This window comes from Caballeronia sp. LZ024 (assembly GCF_031451455.1).
GTDB classification, from domain to species: domain Bacteria; phylum Pseudomonadota; class Gammaproteobacteria; order Burkholderiales; family Burkholderiaceae; genus Caballeronia; species Caballeronia telluris.
Window position 1 is genome coordinate 3,164,458 of record NZ_JARUXL010000001.1, and the last position, 17,608, is coordinate 3,182,065.

General features: G+C 65.5%; 18 protein-coding genes. 8 read left to right on the top strand and 10 right to left on the bottom strand.

The window, feature by feature from the left end; translation table 11 throughout:
* Nucleotides 1-27 precede the first annotated feature (27 nt).
* The 5 genes from glmS to QCE48_RS14325 all read right to left on the bottom strand — a co-directional run bounded on the left by glmS (nucleotide 28) and on the right by QCE48_RS14325 (nucleotide 5,592).
* Nucleotides 28-1,845: a glutamine--fructose-6-phosphate transaminase (isomerizing) gene (glmS, locus tag QCE48_RS14305; protein WP_309787076.1), complete on the bottom strand. Its 1,818-nt coding sequence runs from the start codon at nucleotides 1,843-1,845 to the stop codon at nucleotides 28-30.
* Nucleotides 1,846-1,893: 48 nt separating this feature from the next.
* Nucleotides 1,894-3,255, bottom strand: a complete 1,362-nt coding sequence (gene glmU, locus QCE48_RS14310; protein ID WP_309787074.1) for a bifunctional UDP-N-acetylglucosamine diphosphorylase/glucosamine-1-phosphate N-acetyltransferase GlmU — start codon at nucleotides 3,253-3,255, stop codon at nucleotides 1,894-1,896.
* A gap of 112 nt (nucleotides 3,256-3,367) precedes the next feature.
* On the bottom strand, nucleotides 3,368-4,330 hold the full coding sequence (ttcA, locus tag QCE48_RS14315; RefSeq protein ID WP_309787072.1) for a tRNA 2-thiocytidine(32) synthetase TtcA: 963 nt from the start codon (nucleotides 4,328-4,330) through the stop codon (nucleotides 3,368-3,370).
* Nucleotides 4,327-4,728 (bottom strand): dihydroneopterin aldolase, encoded by a 402-nt coding sequence (locus tag QCE48_RS14320; protein ID WP_062631897.1) that lies wholly within the window; start codon nucleotides 4,726-4,728, stop codon nucleotides 4,327-4,329. The genes ttcA and QCE48_RS14320 overlap by 4 nt, the downstream gene beginning before the upstream one ends.
* Before the next feature lie 30 nt (nucleotides 4,729-4,758).
* The gene (locus QCE48_RS14325; protein WP_309787070.1) at nucleotides 4,759-5,592 is read right to left on the bottom strand and encodes an SDR family oxidoreductase; all 834 of its coding nucleotides are present in this window, start codon (nucleotides 5,590-5,592) and stop codon (nucleotides 4,759-4,761) included.
* 13 nt (nucleotides 5,593-5,605) lie between these two features.
* Between QCE48_RS14325 and QCE48_RS14330 the strand changes: the two genes are divergently transcribed.
* Both QCE48_RS14330 and QCE48_RS14335 read left to right on the top strand, forming a co-directional pair.
* The gene (locus QCE48_RS14330; protein WP_309787068.1) at nucleotides 5,606-6,811 is read left to right on the top strand and encodes an SAM-dependent methyltransferase; all 1,206 of its coding nucleotides are present in this window, start codon (nucleotides 5,606-5,608) and stop codon (nucleotides 6,809-6,811) included.
* Nucleotides 6,812-6,820: 9 nt separating this feature from the next.
* Nucleotides 6,821-7,015, top strand: coding sequence for a DUF2905 domain-containing protein (locus QCE48_RS14335; protein WP_309787067.1), 195 nt, complete (start codon nucleotides 6,821-6,823; stop codon nucleotides 7,013-7,015).
* Between the two features lie 4 nt (nucleotides 7,016-7,019).
* On the opposite strand, the gene QCE48_RS14340 is transcribed toward QCE48_RS14335, so the two are convergent.
* The 4 genes from QCE48_RS14340 to QCE48_RS14355 all read right to left on the bottom strand — a co-directional run bounded on the left by QCE48_RS14340 (nucleotide 7,020) and on the right by QCE48_RS14355 (nucleotide 11,955).
* Complete coding sequence (locus QCE48_RS14340) at nucleotides 7,020-8,273, bottom strand: multifunctional CCA addition/repair protein (RefSeq protein ID WP_309787065.1); 1,254 nt, start codon at nucleotides 8,271-8,273, stop codon at nucleotides 7,020-7,022.
* Nucleotides 8,270-8,887: a glutathione S-transferase family protein gene (locus tag QCE48_RS14345; protein ID WP_309787064.1), complete on the bottom strand. Its 618-nt coding sequence runs from the start codon at nucleotides 8,885-8,887 to the stop codon at nucleotides 8,270-8,272. The genes QCE48_RS14340 and QCE48_RS14345 overlap by 4 nt, the downstream gene beginning before the upstream one ends.
* Nucleotides 8,888-8,919: 32 nt before the next feature.
* On the bottom strand, nucleotides 8,920-9,876 hold the full coding sequence (locus QCE48_RS14350; RefSeq protein ID WP_309787062.1) for a complex I NDUFA9 subunit family protein: 957 nt from the start codon (nucleotides 9,874-9,876) through the stop codon (nucleotides 8,920-8,922).
* 111 nt (nucleotides 9,877-9,987) lie between these two features.
* On the bottom strand, nucleotides 9,988-11,955 hold the full coding sequence (locus QCE48_RS14355; protein ID WP_309787060.1) for a transglycosylase SLT domain-containing protein: 1,968 nt from the start codon (nucleotides 11,953-11,955) through the stop codon (nucleotides 9,988-9,990).
* Nucleotides 11,956-11,975: 20 nt separating this feature from the next.
* Between QCE48_RS14355 and QCE48_RS14360 the strand changes: the two genes are divergently transcribed.
* Nucleotides 11,976-12,572 carry a 5-formyltetrahydrofolate cyclo-ligase gene (locus QCE48_RS14360; RefSeq protein ID WP_309787058.1) on the top strand — a complete coding sequence of 199 codons (597 nt, stop codon included), beginning with the start codon at nucleotides 11,976-11,978 and terminating at the stop codon, nucleotides 12,570-12,572.
* A gap of 16 nt (nucleotides 12,573-12,588) precedes the next feature.
* Here the strand turns inward: QCE48_RS14360 and QCE48_RS14365 are convergent, their stop codons facing one another.
* Nucleotides 12,589-13,101, bottom strand: coding sequence for a winged helix DNA-binding protein (locus tag QCE48_RS14365; RefSeq protein WP_062631906.1), 513 nt, complete (start codon nucleotides 13,099-13,101; stop codon nucleotides 12,589-12,591).
* A 165-nt stretch (nucleotides 13,102-13,266) separates the two neighbouring features.
* On the opposite strand from QCE48_RS14365, the gene pxpB reads away from it, so the two are divergent.
* The 5 genes from pxpB (at nucleotide 13,267) to QCE48_RS14390 (ending at nucleotide 17,583) form a co-directional block, all read left to right on the top strand.
* The gene (pxpB, locus tag QCE48_RS14370) at nucleotides 13,267-13,920 is read left to right on the top strand and encodes a 5-oxoprolinase subunit PxpB (protein ID WP_309787057.1); all 654 of its coding nucleotides are present in this window, start codon (nucleotides 13,267-13,269) and stop codon (nucleotides 13,918-13,920) included.
* Entirely contained in the window at nucleotides 13,917-14,957 is a 1,041-nt protein-coding gene (locus QCE48_RS14375) for a biotin-dependent carboxyltransferase family protein (protein WP_309787056.1), read from the top strand. Before pxpB ends, QCE48_RS14375 begins: the two co-directional genes overlap by 4 nt.
* A gap of 23 nt (nucleotides 14,958-14,980) precedes the next feature.
* On the top strand, nucleotides 14,981-15,727 hold the full coding sequence (pxpA, locus tag QCE48_RS14380) for a 5-oxoprolinase subunit PxpA (protein ID WP_087631828.1): 747 nt from the start codon (nucleotides 14,981-14,983) through the stop codon (nucleotides 15,725-15,727).
* A gap of 183 nt (nucleotides 15,728-15,910) precedes the next feature.
* Nucleotides 15,911-16,630 (top strand): DUF969 domain-containing protein, encoded by a 720-nt coding sequence (locus QCE48_RS14385; RefSeq protein ID WP_309787055.1) that lies wholly within the window; start codon nucleotides 15,911-15,913, stop codon nucleotides 16,628-16,630.
* Nucleotides 16,627-17,583, top strand: a complete 957-nt coding sequence (locus tag QCE48_RS14390) for a DUF979 domain-containing protein (protein ID WP_309787054.1) — start codon at nucleotides 16,627-16,629, stop codon at nucleotides 17,581-17,583. The genes QCE48_RS14385 and QCE48_RS14390 overlap by 4 nt, the downstream gene beginning before the upstream one ends.
* The last annotated feature ends 25 nt before the right edge of the window (nucleotides 17,584-17,608 follow it).

Here is a 17,608-nt window from a genome sequence, read left to right on the forward strand (position 1 = left end):
AGAGCGAAGGCGCTTACTTTGACACCATCACTCCACCGTCACCGACTTCGCCAGATTCCTCGGCTTGTCGACATCGGTCCCCCGTGCGCACGCCGTGTGATAAGCCAGCAACTGCAACGGCACCACATGCAGGATCGGTGACAGCAACCCATAATGCTCCGGCATGCGGATCACGTGAATCCCGTCTTCGCTGACGATGCGCGTATCCGAATCGGCGAACACATACAGTTCACCGCCACGCGCCCTGACTTCCTGCATGTTCGACTTGAGCTTCTCCAGCAGCGTGTCATTGGGCGCCACGGTCACGACAGGCATCGCCTCCGTCACCAGCGCCAGCGGCCCGTGCTTCAGCTCACCGGCCGGATACGCTTCCGCGTGGATATACGAAATCTCCTTGAGCTTAAGCGCTCCTTCCAGCGCGATCGGATAGTGCAAGCCACGGCCGAGGAACAGCGCGTTTTCCTTGCGGGCGAACTCCTCGGCCCACGCGATGATCTGCGGTTCCAGCGCCAGCACGCTGTTCAACGCGGCCGGCAAATGCCGCAATTGCGCGAGATACGCGGCTTCCTGCCCCGCATCGACGTGTCCGCGCAGTTTGCCAAGCGTCACGGCCAATACGAACAATCCCACGAGCTGCGTCGTGAACGCCTTCGTCGATGCCACGCCGATTTCCGTTCCTGCATGCGTCAGGAACGACATGCCGGTCAATCGCACCATCGCGCTCGTCGCGACATTGCACACCGCGAGCGTATGCGTGTGTCCGAGCGACTGCGCATGCTTGAGCGCCGCGAGCGTATCGGCGGTTTCGCCCGATTGGGAAATCACCACGACCAGCGCCTTCGGATTCGGCACCGAATCGCGATACCGGTACTCGCTCGCAATCTCCACCTGCGTCGGAATTTTCGCGACCGATTCGAGCCAGTACTTCGCCGTCAACCCCGAGTAATAGCTCGTGCCGCACGCGAGGATCAGCAGGCTGTCGATATCGCCGAACACTTCACTCGCGCGATCGCCGAAGAGCGATGCATCGAACTGGTCCGCTTGCGGAATGGTGTCGGTGATCGCGCGCGGCTGCTCGAAGATTTCCTTCTGCATGAAATGCCGGTACGGTCCGAGTTCGACCGCGCCGCCGTAAGCCGCAACCGTGCGCACTTCGCGCTCGACGTGATTGCCCTCGCGATCGACGATCTTCGCGCCTTCGAGCGTGATCTCCACCACATCGCCTTCTTCGAGGAACGCGAAACGGTCGGTGCTGCCCGCGAGCGCGAGCGCATCCGATGCCAGGAAGTTCTCGCCCTGCCCCACGCCGACGACGAGCGGCGAACCCTGCCGCGCACCGACCACCGTATGCGGCTGATCCTTGTGAACGACGGCGATCGCATACGCGCCGTGCAACTGCTTGACGGCATCGCGCACGGTCTGGAACAGGTCGCCGCGATACATGCTGTGGATCAGGTGCGCGATCACTTCGGTATCGGTCTGCGAGACGAACACGTAGCCCTTGCCACGCAGCATTTCACGCAGCGATTCGTAGTTCTCGATGATGCCGTTGTGAACCAGCGCCACGGCGTCGCGCGAAAAGATCGGGTGAGCGTTGTCCGTGACGGGCGCGCCGTGCGTCGCCCAGCGCGTGTGGGCGATGCCCGTGACGCCGTCGAGACGCGTGTCGCGCACTTGCGCGTCGAGGTCCGACACGCGCGCGACGCTGCGCGCGCGCTTCGGCTCGCCGCCGGCGAGCACGGCGACACCGCAGGAATCGTAACCACGATATTCAAGCCGCCGCAGGCCTTCGACCAGCACCGAGACGATGTTGCGTTGCGCGACCGCGCCGACGATTCCACACATGGTTTTCGTCCTTCAAAAGTTTGTTTCGAGCCGACGCTGTAGTCGCGTTCAGGCTTTTTTCTTGGTCGGCCGCACGTAACCCTGGCGGCTCACCTGCGTCTTTTCGTTCAGCACGAGTTCGCCCTCGGCGACGTCCTTCCACACCGTCGTGCCCGCCGCGATCGTCACGCCGCGGCCGATGCGCACCGGCGCCACGAGTTGCGTATCCGAGCCGACGAACACGTCGTCTTCGATCACCGTGCGATGCTTGTTCGCGCCGTCGTAATTGCAGGTGATCGTGCCCGCGCCGATATTCACGCGCGCGCCGACATCCGAATCGCCGACATACGCGAGGTGGTTAGCCTTCGAACCGCGCCCGAGCACCGCGTTCTTCACTTCGACGAAGTTGCCGATATGCGCCTCGTCGCCGAGCACGGCGCCCGGGCGCAGCCGCGCGTAAGGCCCGAGTACGACGTTCGCGCCGGTCGTGCCGCCTTCGATGTGCGTGAACGCATCGACGCGCGTGCCTTCGCCGATCCGCGCATCGCGGATCACGCAGTTCGCGCCGATCGTCACGTTGTCCGCCAGCGTCACTTCGCCTTCGAACACGCAGTTCACGTCGATCGACACATCGCGGCCGCACCGGAGCGTTCCGCGCACGTCGAGGCGCGCGGGGTCCATCAGCGTCACGCCTGCGGCAAGCAAGTCGTTCGCGACGTTGCGTTGGTGCACGCGTTCGAGTTCGGCGAGCTGCTGCTTGCTGTTCACGCCGAGCGTTTCCCACTCTTCGTCCGGCTGCGCGGTGACGACTTCGACGCCCGCTTCGAGCGCGCGCTCGACCACGTCGGTCAGATAGAACTCGCCCTGCGCGTTGTCGTTTTTCAGCGACGCGAGCCAGGTCGCGAGCTGTTGCGTCGGCGTGACGACGATGCCGGTGTTGATCTCGGCGATCTCGCGTTCGTCGGGGCTGGCGTCCTTCTGCTCGACGATCTTGCGCACGGCGCCCGCCGCGTCGCGCACGATGCGCCCGTAACCCGTCGGGTCATCGAGCGTGACCGTGAGCACGCCGTAGCGGCCGTTGCTCGCGGCATCGACGAGACGTTCGAGCGTGCTCGACCGCGTGAGCGGCACGTCGCCGTAGAGCACGAGCGTCGGCACCGACGGATCGACGAGCGGCAGCGCCTGCTGCACCGCGTGGCCCGTGCCGAGTTGCTGCGCCTGCACGGCGAACTGCACGTCCGGCGCGCCGACGGCCGCCTGGACCTGCTCGGCGCCATGTCCCACCACGACGACGAGGCGCGTCGGCTTGAGCGTTCTTGCCGTGTCGATCACATGCGACAGCAGCGGTTTGCCGGCCAGCGGGTGCAGCACTTTCGGCAGTGCCGAATTCATGCGCTTGCCCATGCCGGCAGCGAGGATGACTATGTTCATCGCGTCGAATTAATGTGAGGAAAACGAATCGGTCAATATAGCATGGCGATCGCGGCGGCCAAGGACGCGCGAAGCCCGCGCGGCCTTGGCAGGAACCGGATTGCGCGGTGCGTCAAAGATCATCGAACTGGACGATTGAAACGGTGTTCGTCGCGCCTGACGGTTCGCTCGCGCACGGTTCCTCGTCGAATGCGATGTCGCCTTGCGGATCCGCCTCGCCCGTCGCCCGGAGGCCGGCGAACGGAAAAAGTTTGTGATCCATCAGATGCGATGGCACCACGTTGCCGAGCGCGTTGAACATGTTCTCGACGCGCCCCGGAAACCGCTTGTCCCATTCGCGGATCAGCGCTTTCATTTCCGCGCGCTTCAGGTTCGGCTGGCTGCCGCACAGGTTGCACGGAATGATCGGGAATTCGCGCAGGTCGGCATATTTCTCAAGATCCGTTTCCTTCACGTAGGCGAGCGGCCGGATCACGACGTTCTTGCCGTCGTCGGACTGCAGCTTCGGCGGCATGCCCTTCAGCTTGCCGCCGTAGAACATGTTGAGCAAAAGCGTCTGCAGGATGTCGTCGCGATGATGGCCGAGCGCGATCTTCGTCGCGCCCAGTTCGCCCGCGACGCGGTACAGGATGCCGCGACGCAGCCGCGAGCAGAGCGAACACGTCGTCTTGCCCTCGGGCACGAGCCGCTTGACGATACTGTACGTGTCCTGATTCTCGATATGAAACGGAATATCGAGCTTCTTCAGATAGTCGGGCAGCACGTGCTCCGGAAAACCCGGCTGCTTCTGGTCGAGATTGACGGCGACGATCTCGAAGTCGATCGGTGCGCGCTCGCGCAGGCGCATCAGGAGTTCGAGCATGGCGTAGCTGTCCTTTCCGCCCGACAGGCAGACCATTACCTTGTCGCCCTGCTCGATCATGTTGTAGTCGCCGATGGCCTGGCCCACTTGCCGCGCGAGGCGCTTGAACAGCTTGTTGTTCTCGTAGGCTTCCTTCTGCTCGCGGCGCGTGAGCGCGGCGCGCTCGGGCGTCTCTCCGTGCGCGTGCGAGGCGGCTTGAGCGGGCGTGTTCATGCTCGTTCCTCTTTGATGCGAAAGACTTCGACGCCCACGGCGTCGCAGTCGGGATAAACGTCGGGCTTTTCCGTCGATACGGCGACCGCCAGCACGCGCGGATGCGCCAGCAACGCGGCGGCGACGTCGTCGCAGAGCGTTTCCTGCAGATGGATGTGGCCGCGCTTCACGCGTTCGGCGATGGTCGAGCGCATGAAGTCGTAATCGACGACTTCGCGCAGTTTGTCCTCGACAGGCGTCGACAGTGCGAGCGGCACGAACAATTCGACATTGATCACGACGCGCTGTTCGCCCTGCTTTTCGAAGTCATGCACGCCGATGTTGATGCGCACTTCATAATTGCGCAGAAAGAGCCGCCGGCAGTCGGCGAGCCGGGGATGCGAAAGTGCGGCAAGCATGGTGTTTTCCGTTAGGTGTTGCGTGCGTCTTCAGCGCGGGTTGCCGATGATGAACATCACGTCGCGCGGGCTCGGCACGAGATGCTGCCCGCCATCGACGACGAGCGTCGTGCCCGTCACGCCGTGCGCCGTCGCGAGATAACAGGCGGCCTCGGCGACGTCTTCCACCCGCGACGCCCGGCCGAGCGGCGTCACGCGGTGCGCCGCTTCGAACGTGGCGGGCGTCTGGCCGGCGGAGATCATCGTGAGGCCGGGCGCGAGTCCGACGACGCGCAGTTTCGGCGCGAGCGCCTGCGCCAGCGCGACGGTCGCGTTGTCGAGCGCGGCCTTGGTGAGCGTGTACGACAGGTAATCCGGATTCATGTTGTACAGCTTCTGATCGAGCACGTTGATCACGACGCCGCGCTGGTTTTCGTCCTCGACAGCCGCTTCCGGCACCGTTTCGTACAGCGCGCGCGCCAGCGTCAGCGGCGCGGCCAGGTTGACGGCGGTCATTTCCAGCAGTCTGGCGTAGCCGAAATCCTGCGCGTTATCTTCGACGAAACTCGACGCGCAGTTCACCACGCAAGCAAGGCCGCCGAGCGCCTCGACGCAGGCAGGCACGAGCGCGGCGACCTCCGCCTCGATTGCGAGATCCGCCCGCAGCGCGACCGCCCGGCGGCCGAGCGCGGCGATGTCGGCGACCGTTTCGTGCGCATCGTGCTCGGATTCGCCAAAATGCACGGCGACGTCCCAGCCGCGCGACGCAAAACCGAGCGCGATGCCCCGCCCGATGCGCTTCGCCGCGCCGGTGACGAGCACGACGCGCGGCTTCTCAGCCGACTTGGGCCCGGCGGGCGCGGAAACTGAAGAAGAAACGCTCATTTACAATACTGGGATGAATCCGAATGCCCGACAATCCGACAGTTTACCTGCTCCCGGCGCCGACGCGCTGGCGCAATCCGCAGCGCTCACGGCCCTGATTCGCGAGCGTATGGCCGACGCGGGCGGCTGGCTGCCCTTCGACCGCTATATGGAACTCGCGCTGTACGCGCCGGGCCTCGGCTACTACAGCGGCGGCGCGATGAAATTTGGCCGCCGCGCGGAAGACGGCAGCGACTTCGTGACAGCGCCGGAACTCTCGCCGCTTTTCGCCGCCACGCTCGCGCGGCCTGTTGCAGAAGCGCTACGGAAAAGCGGCACGCGCGACCTGATGGAATTCGGCGCGGGCACGGGCAAGCTGGCGGCGGGGCTCCTGAACGCGCTCGCCGACCTCGACGTCCCGTTCGACAGCTATTCGATCGTCGATTTGTCCGGCGAATTGCGCGAGCGCCAGAGCGCGACGCTAGAAGCCGAGGCGCCCGTCCTCGCGTCGAAGGTGAAATGGCTCGATGCGCTGCCGGAAGAATTCGCGGGCGTTGTGATCGGCAACGAAGTGCTCGATGCGATGCCGGTACGTCTCGTCGTGCGCAAGCTCGGCGCGTGGCACGAACGCGGCGTGGTGGAACTGGACGACCGTTTCGCCTTCGACGACAAGCCGCTCGCCGCCGATCCGCTTGTCGCGACGATCGACACCGCCATCGACGCCGTCAACGACGAGCCTTTCGCCGAATACCTCACCGAGACGCACGAAGCGGCGCTCGCGTTCACGAAGACGGTCTGCTCGATGCTCACGCGCGGCGCGGCGTTGTTCATCGACTACGGGTTTCCGCGTCACGAGTTCTATCACGCGCAACGCGCGGGCGGCACGCTGATGTGCCATTACCGGCATCGCGCGCACGCCGATCCGTTCCTGTACCCCGGCTTGCAGGACATCACCGCGCACGTCGAATTCACCGGCATCGCGGAAGCGGGCGTGGAGACGGGCGCGGACCTGCTCGGCTTCACGTCGCAGGCGCGCTTCCTGATGAATGCCGGCATCACCGATGTCCTCACCGACATCGATCCCGCCGACGCCCGCCGCTATCTGCCGGCGGCCAACGCGGTGCAGAAGCTGTTGTCGGAAGCGGAGATGGGCGAGCTGTTCAAGGTGATCGCGTTCTCGCGCGGCATCGACGAGACGCTCGACGCCTTCGCGGCCGGCGACCGCTCGCACACGCTGTAGGAACGCGCCGTGATCCGCTGGCTGCTCACCACCTTCGTCGCGCTGTCGATCCTCTCGGCCTGCTGGCCGTGGCTCAGAAAGCTCGGCATCGGCAGGCTGCCCGGCGATTTCACGCTGCGTCTGTTCGGGCGCGAGTATCCGTTCCCGTTCATGTCGACGCTGATTCTTTCGATGCTGCTTTCGTTCATCGCACGAATCCTTTGATCTTTCAGGCGCTTGAACCCGCCGCGTTCTCCAGCGCCGCCTTGACCGCCTCGACGCGCGCGTGATGCACCGCGTCCTTGATCTTCGCGGGCGCGCTCGCGTACTGCTGCGCGACGGCGCCCGCATCGACCGCACGCGCCGCCACCAGCGCTTCGCGCAGCCGCTCCGCCTGCGGATACGGCTGCTGCGACAGGCCGAGCCGCCCGCGCGCGTCCGCGACGCACGCCTGCAACGCTTCCGCGAAACGCGCGGGCTTGCGCAGCGCGTCGCAGCGCTCGAAGAGGCGCACGAGCGCCGCCGGTCCCATCTCCATCACGCGATGAATGTTGCCGTGCTCGCGCGCGACGAGCAGCGCCAGATCGCGACATTCGTTCGGCACGCGCAGCCGCTCGCACAAGGGCCTGAGCAGATCGACGCTGCGCCCTTCGTGACCGATATGGCGCGGCAGGATATCGTCGGGCGTGGTTGCCTTGCCGAGGTCGTGCGTGAGCGCCGCGAACCGCACCGGCAGCGCGAAACCCTGCGACGCCGCGTAGTCGAGCACCATCATCACGTGCACGCCGGTATCGACTTCGGGGTGATAGTCGGCGCGCTGCGGCACGCCCCACAGCGCCTCGACTTCCGGCAGGATGCGCACGAGCGCGCCGCTTTCGCGCAGCACCTCGAACATCCGCGAGGGCGTGCGCTCCATCAGTCCGCGCGACACTTCCTGCCACACGCGCTCGGGCACGAGCGCGTCGACCTCGCCCGCCGCGACCATCTTCTTCATCAGCGCGCGCGTTTCGTCGGCGACGGTGAAATCCGCAAAACGCGCCGCGAAGCGCGCGATGCGCAGAACGCGCACCGGATCTTCGACGAACGCTTCCCCGACGTGGCGAAACAGCTTCTGCGCGAGATCGGCGCGCCCATTGAACGGATCGATGACCGGACCGGTGAGTTCGCCGTCCGGGCTCACTTCGCGCGCCATCGCGTTGATCGTCAGGTCGCGGCGCGCGAGATCCTCTTCGAGCGTCACGTCGGGCGAATAGTAGAACTGGAAGCCGTGATAGCCCGCCGCCGTCTTGCGTTCGGTGCGCGCGAGCGCGTATTCCTCGTGCGTCACCGGGTGCAGGAACACCGGAAAATCCTTCCCGACCGGCCGATATCCCTGCGCGACCATCTGCTCGGGCGTCGCCCCGACCACGACGTAATCGCGATCCACCACCGGCACGCCGAGCAGTTCGTCGCGGACCGCGCCGCCCACGGCGTAGATGTTCATCGCTCGCTGCCCGCGGCGTCGATCCACGCGGCGACCGCCGGCAGCGCCGTCACGCGCTCGGCGTAGGCGCGCGCCACGTCGGAGAGCGGCGGTGCGTAGGAATTGAAGCGCATCACGACCGGCGCGAACATCGCATCGGCGATACCGAATTCGCCGAACAGGAACGGCCCGCCGTGCGCGCTCAGGCACGCCTGCCAGATCGCCTCGATGCGCGCCACGTTCGCGAGCGCGTCCGGCGTGTGGCCGGTGCCGGGTGCGCGTTTGTGGACATCCATCGGCATGTCGCGACGCAGGTCCGCGAAACCCGCGTGCATTTCCGCGCTGATGCTGCGCGCCCGTGCGCGGGCCGACGCGTCGCGCGGCCACATGGCGTGCTGCGGATACTGTTCGGCAAGCGTTTCGATGATCGCGAGCGATTCCCAGACCGGCTCGCTCGCATCGGTGATCAGGCACGGCACCTTGCCCGACGGCGAATAGCGCAGGATTTGCTCCGTCGTGTCGGGACGGCCGAGGCGCACCGGGATTTCGTCGAAGGGAATTGCGAAGTGCGTCAGCAGGAGCCACGGCCGCATCGACCAGGACGACACAGACTTGTCACCGATAAGAAGTTTCATGGGCACGCTTGAAGAAGGAAGCCAGTGAGAGTTCAACGATGCGCCGACGCGCGAAACGTGCTGAAGCGCGAGCGCGACGAATTGCCGGTCAGATACATGGGCGCGATGGCCTCGATGCTCGCCGGCTCATCGATGCCGAGTTCCGGCGCGAGCGGTCCGCTCGCGATGCTCGGCGTTTTCATCGAATCGAGATTGTCGCGCGACATCATCGGCTCGCCGGGCGCCAGTTCGAGCGCCATCGCCTGCAACCGGCCGAGGCTGTCCGGCAGCTTGATGATCTTCGCGTGCTTGCCGATGGTCGCGCCGCTGAAGCGCACGAGCTCCGCGAGCGTGTAGACGGCCGGCCCCGCGAGTTCGTAGGTGCGGCCGCTCGCGGCATCGAGATCGAGCACGTTGACGATCGCCTTCGCCACGTCGCCGACGAATACCGGCTGGAACTGGGCGTCGGCGCAGGCGAGCGGAATCACCGGGAACAGGCGTTCGAGAAACGCGAACTGGTTCAGCAGATTGTCTTCAGGGCCGAACACGACCGAACTCTGAAAGATGGTCGTGGCGAGCGACGATTCGCGGATCACCTTCTCGCCGTCGCCGCGCGAGCGCAGATACATGCTCGGACCGTTCGGATCGGCGCCGATCGCGCTCATGTGCAGCAGACGCCGCACGCCCTTCGACTCGCAAGCCGCGACGATGCGCTTCGGCAATTCGACATGCGCCTTTGCGAACTCGGGACCGTAGGGATCGCCGCGCCGCCCTTGCAGGATGCCGACGAGATTGACCACCGCATCGGCCTCCGCGACGAACGCGGCAAGCTGCGCCGGATCGTACACGTCGGTTTCGATCACATCGACGGGAAGCAGCGTCAGGTGCGCGGCATTGTTTCGCTGCCGCGTCGCGATGCGCACATTCTTGCCCAGCTCGACGAGCGCGTTGACGAGATGACTGCCGATGAAACCCGAACCGCCGATCAGCGCTACTTTCTGATGTCGCATATTCGCCTCTGATGGATGGCGGCGGCTTCACGCGAGGGCTTCGCGCGAGAACCGCGCCGCGCGTCTTCCGATGAACGGAGTGGTGAAACGCGCGGCCTTCGCAGGCAAGGCTTACGGCGCGATGTAGCCGAGCCGTGCCTTCAGCGATTGCGGACGGCCTTCGAACAGCGCCGCATAGTAGACGGTGTTCGACAGCACGTTCTTCACGTAGTCGCGCGTCTCGGAGAACGGAATGGTTTCAGCAAAAATCGCGCCTTCGACCGGCGCCGTGAGGTCGCCGCGCCACTTGTTCGGACGTCCCGGACCGGCGTTGTAGCCCGCCGTGGCGAGGACCGGCGAATTGTCAAATTGATTGTAGATCATCGACAAATAGTTGGTTCCGAGCAGAATGTTCGTATTGATGTCGTTCATCTGCGCGCGGGACACGGTGCCGAGGCCGATCTTTTTGGCAACGAGCTGCGCCGTGCCCGGCATCAGCTGCATCAGCCCGCCCGCGCCGACTTCCGAGCGCGCGTTGATGATGAAGCGCGATTCCTGCCGGATCAGCCCATACGCCCATTCGACGTCGAGCCCGGTGTTCTGCGCATCGCGCTCGACGATCTCGCGAAACGGCGAGAGATAGCGCAGCGAGAAGTCGTGCTCGGCGCGAGTCTTGTCGGCGGTATTGACCGTGCGGTCGAACAGTTCGATGCGGCGCGCGTACTGCGCGGAGGCGAGCAGTTGCCGATCGCTCATCTGGCGCAGCGGCCAGTTCCATTCGCGATTGCCTTCGAGACGCAGGTTCATCGCGTAGAAACGCTGCGACAACGCGAAGCCCGGCACCGATTGCATCTGCGCGATCTCGGCGTCGGAGACGGAGGTGCGCGGCGGAATCGTGATCTTCTGGCCGAGTTCTTCCGAAGCCAGCTGACCGTAGAAGTCGAAGCGATCGGCAATCGACTGGAATTCGCGCGCGGCCGTCGCGGTGTCGCCGGATTGCTTGAGCGCACGGGCGTGCCAGTAGATCCACGCGGGCTGGCTGCGCAGCGTGGGCGGCATCTGCTCGACCGACCAGCGCACCATGTTCCAGTCGCCGGCGAGCAGCGCGCTGCGCGTGCGCCATTCATAAGCCGGAACCGACAACGGCGCATTCACCGACAGCCGATACCAGTCCGCCGCGCCCGGCATGCGCTTGAGCGCCGCCTGATAGCCAATGGTGCCCCAGCCGATCGCGCGCTCCGGCGCGGTCAGGCTCGGCGCGACCGAACTGAACGTCGCGGCGGCCATTGCGGGATCGTTGCGCGCCATGCGCGTGATCGCGACGAGCGTCAGCTGATGCGCCGGCGTGTTCGGCATCACGCCGCGCGCTAGATAGAGCGGCGGCGTGCTGGTGGCGTTGTCGAAGAGCGTCGCATCGGGACGTTCCTGTCCGAGCGCATCGACGATCTTCGCGCCCGTGTTCGTATAGTTCTGCTCGTAGGCGAGACGAATCTGCTGCCAGACGTCGTCGCTTGAGAATTGCTGGTTGCGAGCCAGCGCGCCGATCAGATCGACGCAGCCGTCGCCATACCATTTCGGATCGACGAGCAGGGCGCGCGCCGCGTCGGCGACATTTTCTCCGCGTGCCGCGCGCGCTTCGAGCGCGTAGCATTTCACCTGCGTGTCGTCGTTGAGCACGAAGCGGGAATACTGCTGCTCGAAGTTGCGCCAGTCGTGACGGCCGCCGAGCACGACGAGGTAGTCGTTGCGCATGCGGTCCGCGATGGCCTGGCCGTCGTAGCGCTGCAGGAACGAGAGCACCGGTTCGTCGGGCGCATCGACGCGCGCGTGGCCCTGCGAGTCGAACAGTTGCGGCTTGATCGTGAAGTATTCGATATATCCCGGCGCCGGGTACTCCGGAATCTGCGCGGCGAGTGCGGCGGCCTTGCCCGCGTCGTTGTTGCGCGCGGCTTCGCGCAACTGCATGAAGACGCGGTCGTCGGACGAAGGGATGAAGTCGGCGTCGGGGCGGACGGCGGAAGCGGTGCTGCAAGCGACGAAACTGAGTGTCGCGAGCACCGAACCGACCGCGAGATATACTCGATTGAGGCGTTTTGACATCGTTATTTCAGGAGCGCGAATTGGTCGAAAGCATAGCACGCAACCCTTCTCCAGAACCGAAAAGCGCGCTGCGCGCAACCCTGCTCGCAAGCCGCGAAGCGCAACGCGAAGAGGCCGATCACGCGGCGCGAAACGAGGCGCTCGCACGCCGTCTGATGGCCGCGATCGCGCGGCATCCGCAGGCGTCGTGCATCGGCTTTTACTGGCCGGTTGCGAGCGAGTTCGATGCGCGCAATGCGCTCGCCGTGTGGCTCGCGCTCGATGCGTCGCGCAGTGCGGCGCTGCCGGTCGTCGTCGAGAAGCATGCGCCGATGCGCTTTCACGCGTGGCACGAGGATGCGCCGATGAAAGCGGGCCGCTATCGCATTCCGGTGCCGCTCGAGGAGCGCGCGGTCGTGCCGGATCTGTTATTGATACCGTGCGTGGGGTTCGATGCAGATCGCTATCGGCTGGGATATGGCGGCGGCTATTACGATCGCACGCTGGCCGCGTGGCCGGCGGCAAGAAAGCCGGTGACGATCGGCGTCGCGTTCGAGGCGGGCCGGTGCGATTCGCTGCCGCACGAGGCGCACGACATGCCGCTCGATGCGGTCGTCACCGAAGCCGCCATTTATTGAGCGCTTGCATCAAAGATCACAGCGAAGCAGCGGCGCGCGCGGCGGTGTCGTAAAGACCCGACGCATTGCGCATCAGTTGCGCCGCTTCGCCGATCTGTTCGTTCGTCAGACCGCTTTCGCGCAGCGTCGTGATCAGACAACTCTCGCGCACTTCGCGATACTTGCCGCATAGCTCCCGGCCGGCGGGCGTCGCGGAAAAGAACACTTCCTTGCCGGTCTTTTCGCTCTTGACGTAGCCGCGCGCCACGAGTTTTTTCAGCGCATACGTAGCGACATGCGTGTCCTCGATGTTCAGCACGAAGCAGATGTCGGCGAGCTTCTTCTTGCGGTCGCGATGGCTCACGTGGTGCAGCAGCGACACCTCGACCGCCGTCATGTCCTTCGCGCCCGCCGCCGACATGCAGCGCACCATCCAGCGGTTGAACGCGTTGCTCGCCATGATGAGCCCGTATTCGAGTTCGGACAGTTCCGCGCTCGATTCGGAAACGAGATGCTCGGAGGAAACGATCTTGGTGGGATGGCGCGGCATGGTTCTCGCCCGGTTTTGAGTGCGTTGGAGTGTAGCGTATCGACTGATTTTCAAGCGCATCGGAAGAAACGCTGATAGATAATTTGTCGATAATTTATTGATAATGTACATTCTGCGGCGGCGCCTTGCGTCATCAGGTACGTCCCGCTCACCCGAAAAACACGCATGACACGACCACGCATTCATCCGCTCGGCGACACCGCCCTCGTCTGCACGGCGCCGCCGCCCGCGACGCTCGACTGCCAGCGCCGCATGTGGGCGCTCGCGGACAGCGCGCGGCTGTGGCCGCACGTCGTCGAAGTCGTGCCTGGCATGAACAATCTGACGATCGTGTTCGATCCGCTCGAAGCCGAATACGAAAGCCTCGCGCAGCAACTGGACGACGGCTGGGACACCGTGACCGTCGTCGAATCCGGCGCGGCGCAAGTCGAAATCCCCGTGCGCTACGGCGGCACCGACGGACCGGATCTCGCTGCGCTCGCGAAACACGTGGGCTTGTCGGTCGATGAAGTCGTGAAGCGGCACACGGAGGCCGAGTACGTCGTCTTCTTCCTCGGATTCCAGCCGGGCTTCGCGTACATGGGCGGCCTCGACCGGTCGCTCTGCATGCCGCGCCGCGCGGAACCGCGGCTCGAAGTGCCGGCCGGATCGGTCGGCATCGGTGGGGAGCAGACGGGCATTTATCCGGCGGCGTCGCCGGGCGGCTGGCAGTTGCTCGGACGCACCGACCTCAAGCTCTTCGACCCCGCCCGCAATCCGCCGACGCTCATGCAGCCCGGCGACCGCGTGCGCTTCACGGCGCTGGAGGTGCGGGCATGATCGACGTGATTCGCGCGGGCGTGCTCACCTCCGTGCAGGACCTCGGGCGGCACGGCTACCGGCATCTGGGCGTGAGTTCCGGCGGGGCGCTCGACGCGCTGTCGCTCGAAATCGGCAACCGGATCGTCGGCAATGCGCCGGACGCGGCGGGCATCGAAGTGACCTTCGGGCCGACCGTGCTGCGCTTCAAGCACGCGACGCGCGTCGCGATCACCGGGACGGATTTCGGCGCGACGCTCGACGGCGAACCGGTCTTCTCGTGGTGGAGCCTGCCGGTGCGAGCGGGTCAGGAACTGACCTTGCGCGCGGCCAAGCGCGGCATGCGCGGCTACGTGTGCGTGGCGGGCGGCATCGACGTGCTGCCGATGCTCGGCTCGCGCAGCACCGATCTCGGCGCGTGTTTCGGCGGACTCGGCGGCCGCACGCTCACCGACGGCGACCGGCTGCCGGTCGGCGTGCCGCTGCCGCATCCGGGCATCGCCTTTTCCCCGGACGAGCCCGCGTTCGGCGTGAAGGCGCCCGCGTGGTGCAAGTTCGTCCTCGTCGACGAACCGCTGCGGCGCGGACGGCACGCGGCGGGCGTCGCGTGGTCGATTCCGATCCGCGTGCTGCGCGGCCCGGAATACGAGAGCTTCACCGACGCGGCCCAGGCGGACTTCTGGAACGAGGAATGGACGATCACGCCGAACAGCAACCGCATGGGCTTTCGCCTCGCGGGCACGGCGCTCGAGCGCAAGAGCGGGACGGACCTGCTGTCGCACGCGGTGCTGCCCGGCACGATCCAGGTGCCGCCGAACGGCCAGCCGATCGTCCTGATGGGCGATGCCCAGACGACGGGCGGCTATCCGAAGATCGGCGCCGTGATCCAGGCCGACTTGTGGAAGCTCGCGCAGGCGCGGTTGAACAGCGGCGTGCGGTTCATCGAGACGTCGGTGGAGGAGGCGCGCCACGCGCTCGCCGAGGAACGGATGTACGTGAAACAGGTGCAGACCGCGATCGCGATGCACGAAGAACGCTGCGCGCGGAGTTTCCGATGAACGCAAAGGATCAGGTGAACGACATGGAAATCGATCTCAATGCCGATCTCGGCGAAGGGTGCGGCTCCGACGAGGCGTTACTCGACCTGGTGAGTTCCGCGAACATCGCGTGCGGCTGGCACGCAGGCGGCGCCACCGCGATGCGCGATTGCGTGCGCTGGGCGGTCGAAAAGGGCGTGTCGATCGGCGCGCATCCGAGCTTCAACGATCCCGAAAATTTCGGCCGTAAGGAAATGGACCTGCCGGCCTCCGAGATCTACGCGGGCGTGCTGTACCAGCTCGGCGCGCTCTCGGCGATCGCGCAGGCCGAAGGCGGGCGCATCGCGCACGTGAAGCCGCACGGCGCGCTCTACAACCAGGCCGCGCGCAACCCCGCCATCGCCGATGCCATCGTTTCCGCCGTGCACGACTTCGATCCGTCGCTGATGGTGTTCGGGCTCGCGAACAGCGGGCTTGTCGAGGCCGCGCGCAAGTCGGGGATCGTCGCGATCGAAGAGGTGTTCGCGGATCGCGGCTATCGCGCGGACGGCTCGCTCGTGCCGCGCAAGGAGCCGGGCGCGCTGCTCGACGACGAAGACATCGTGCTCGACCGCACGCTCGCGATGGTGCGCGAGCAGCGCGTGAAGGCCGTGAGCGGCGAATGGGTGCCGCTCCATGCGCAGACCATCTGCCTGCACGGCGACGGCGAGCACGCGCTGGCATTCGCGCGGCGCATCCGCACGGCGCTTGCGGATGCGGGCATCGACGTGCGCGCCGCGCACGGCAACTGACTGCGCGATACCGAAGTAATGAGGCAATGAAGCATTGAACGCCCCGCCGGTTTCGCGGGGCGTTTTAGCACAAGGCGGCCGTCAGAGCCGCTTGGCACACCGATGCGGCGCGTCGCTCGTGCGTTCGCATCGGGAACGCGTCCCGGCCTTCCGGGACATGACGTCGAACCGTTTGGAGATCTCATGGCAACCGCAGTCAATCTATGGCCGCTGATAGGTGTGGCCGTCATCATCGTGGGCTTTATCCTGCGCTTCAATCCGATGCTGATCGTGGCCGCCGCCGCGATCGTCACCGGCTTTGCGGCGCATTTTCCGCTCGATCGCATTCTTGCTGCGATCGGCACGGGTTTTCTCAAGACCCGCAACATCCCGCTGATCATTCTGCTGCCGCTCGCGGTGATCGGCCTGCTGGAACGGCACGGTCTGCGCGAACGCGCGCAAATCTGGATTTCGGGTATCAAGGCGGCGACGGCCGGGCGTCTTTTGATCGTGTATCTGCTGATTCGCGAACTGACGGCGGCCGTCGGCCTGACCGGCCTCGGCGGCCATCCGCAGATGGTGCGGCCGCTCCTCGCGCCGATGGCCGAGGGCGCGACCGAAGCGCGCTACGGCAAGTTCTCCGACAAGATCCGCTTCAAGCTGCGCGCGTATTCCGCCGCGACCGACAACGTCGGCCTGTTCTTCGGCGAGGACATCTTCGTCGCGTTCGGCGCGATCGTGCTGATGGTCACGTTCCTGAAGGAAGCGGGGATCGTCGTCGAGCCGCTGCATGTGGCCGTGTGGGGCATCCCGACCGCGATCTGCGCGTTTCTCATCCACGGCTTCAGGCTGTGGCTGCTGGACCGGCAACTCGCGCGCGAACTCGGCGCGCTGACGCGCAACGTCGCGGGAGAAAAGGCATGACGCTCACGATCAACTATCTGTTCTATCTGGTCGGCCTCGTGCTGGTGGTCGTCGGCGGGATGATCCTCACGGACAAGTCGCATCCGCGCCGGCTCACCGCCGGCACATTCTGGCTGGTCTATGCGCTCATCTTCCTGATCGGCGATCTGCTGCCGCCTGCGGTGGTCGGCATATTGGTGATCGCGATGGCGCTGATCGCCGGATTGGGCGGCGTGACGGGCGCGAAGCCGAAGATGCTGTCGGAGGAGACGCGCCGCCAGAGCGCGGTGCGGCTCGGCAACAAGCTCTTCATCCCCGCGCTGACGATTCCAGTCGTGACCGTGATCGTGACGCTCGGCGCGAAGTATCTGGTGTTCGGCGGCACGCCGCTGATCGAACTGAAGAACGTCACGCTGATCGGCTTCGGGATCGGCTGCGTGATCGCGCTCGCGATCGCCTGCGTCATGACGCGCGACACCGTCGGGCAGTCGATGCAGGAGACGCGGCGGCTGATCGACGCGCTCTCGTGGGCGGCCGTGCTGCCGCAGATGCTCGGCATGCTCGGGCTGGTATTCTCGGATGCGGGCGTCGGGAAGGCGGTCGCGCACGTGACGACGGCCTATGTCAATCTCGATTACCGTCTGGTGGCGGTGGCTGTGTATTGCGTCGGCATGGCGCTCTTCACGATGGTGATGGGCAATGGCTTCGCGGCGTTTCCGGTGATGACAGGCGGCGTGGGCGTGCCGATTCTGGTGGGCGTCTTCCATGGCAATCCGGCGACGATGGTCGCGATCGGCATGTTCTCGGGATATTGCGGCACGCTCATGACGCCGATGGCCGCGAATTTCAACATCGTGCCGGCGGCGCTGCTGGAGTTGCCCGATAAAAATGCGGTGATCAAGGTGCAGGTGCCGACGGCGCTTTCCTTGTTGATCGTGAATATCTTTTTGTTGAACTGGCTGATGTTTTTGTGAGCCGGCCCGCGACGCCGCCTTCCGT

What these genes read in the sequence shown, in the direction of transcription:
- QCE48_RS14350 (WP_309787062.1), bottom strand. Translation starts at nt 9,876, where the DNA reads ATGCGACATCAGAAAGTAGCGCTGATCGGCGGTTCGGGTTTCATCGGC.
- pxpB (WP_309787057.1), top strand. Translation starts at nt 13,267, where the DNA reads ATGACACGACCACGCATTCATCCGCTCGGCGACACCGCCCTCGTCTGC.
- QCE48_RS14355 (WP_309787060.1), bottom strand. Translation starts at nt 11,955, where the DNA reads ATGTCAAAACGCCTCAATCGAGTATATCTCGCGGTCGGTTCGGTGCTC.
- QCE48_RS14365 (WP_062631906.1), bottom strand. Translation starts at nt 13,101, where the DNA reads ATGCCGCGCCATCCCACCAAGATCGTTTCCTCCGAGCATCTCGTTTCC.
- QCE48_RS14325 (WP_309787070.1), bottom strand. Translation starts at nt 5,592, where the DNA reads ATGAGCGTTTCTTCTTCAGTTTCCGCGCCCGCCGGGCCCAAGTCGGCT.
- QCE48_RS14385 (WP_309787055.1), top strand. Translation starts at nt 15,911, where the DNA reads ATGGCAACCGCAGTCAATCTATGGCCGCTGATAGGTGTGGCCGTCATC.
- ttcA (WP_309787072.1), bottom strand. Translation starts at nt 4,330, where the DNA reads ATGAACACGCCCGCTCAAGCCGCCTCGCACGCGCACGGAGAGACGCCC.
- QCE48_RS14390 (WP_309787054.1), top strand. Translation starts at nt 16,627, where the DNA reads ATGACGCTCACGATCAACTATCTGTTCTATCTGGTCGGCCTCGTGCTG.
- QCE48_RS14345 (WP_309787064.1), bottom strand. Translation starts at nt 8,887, where the DNA reads ATGAAACTTCTTATCGGTGACAAGTCTGTGTCGTCCTGGTCGATGCGG.
- QCE48_RS14340 (WP_309787065.1), bottom strand. Translation starts at nt 8,273, where the DNA reads ATGAACATCTACGCCGTGGGCGGCGCGGTCCGCGACGAACTGCTCGGC.
- glmS (WP_309787076.1), bottom strand. Translation starts at nt 1,845, where the DNA reads ATGTGTGGAATCGTCGGCGCGGTCGCGCAACGCAACATCGTCTCGGTG.
- pxpA (WP_087631828.1), top strand. Translation starts at nt 14,981, where the DNA reads ATGGAAATCGATCTCAATGCCGATCTCGGCGAAGGGTGCGGCTCCGAC.
- QCE48_RS14320 (WP_062631897.1), bottom strand. Translation starts at nt 4,728, where the DNA reads ATGCTTGCCGCACTTTCGCATCCCCGGCTCGCCGACTGCCGGCGGCTC.
- QCE48_RS14375 (WP_309787056.1), top strand. Translation starts at nt 13,917, where the DNA reads ATGATCGACGTGATTCGCGCGGGCGTGCTCACCTCCGTGCAGGACCTC.
- QCE48_RS14330 (WP_309787068.1), top strand. Translation starts at nt 5,606, where the DNA reads ATGAATCCGAATGCCCGACAATCCGACAGTTTACCTGCTCCCGGCGCC.
- glmU (WP_309787074.1), bottom strand. Translation starts at nt 3,255, where the DNA reads ATGAACATAGTCATCCTCGCTGCCGGCATGGGCAAGCGCATGAATTCG.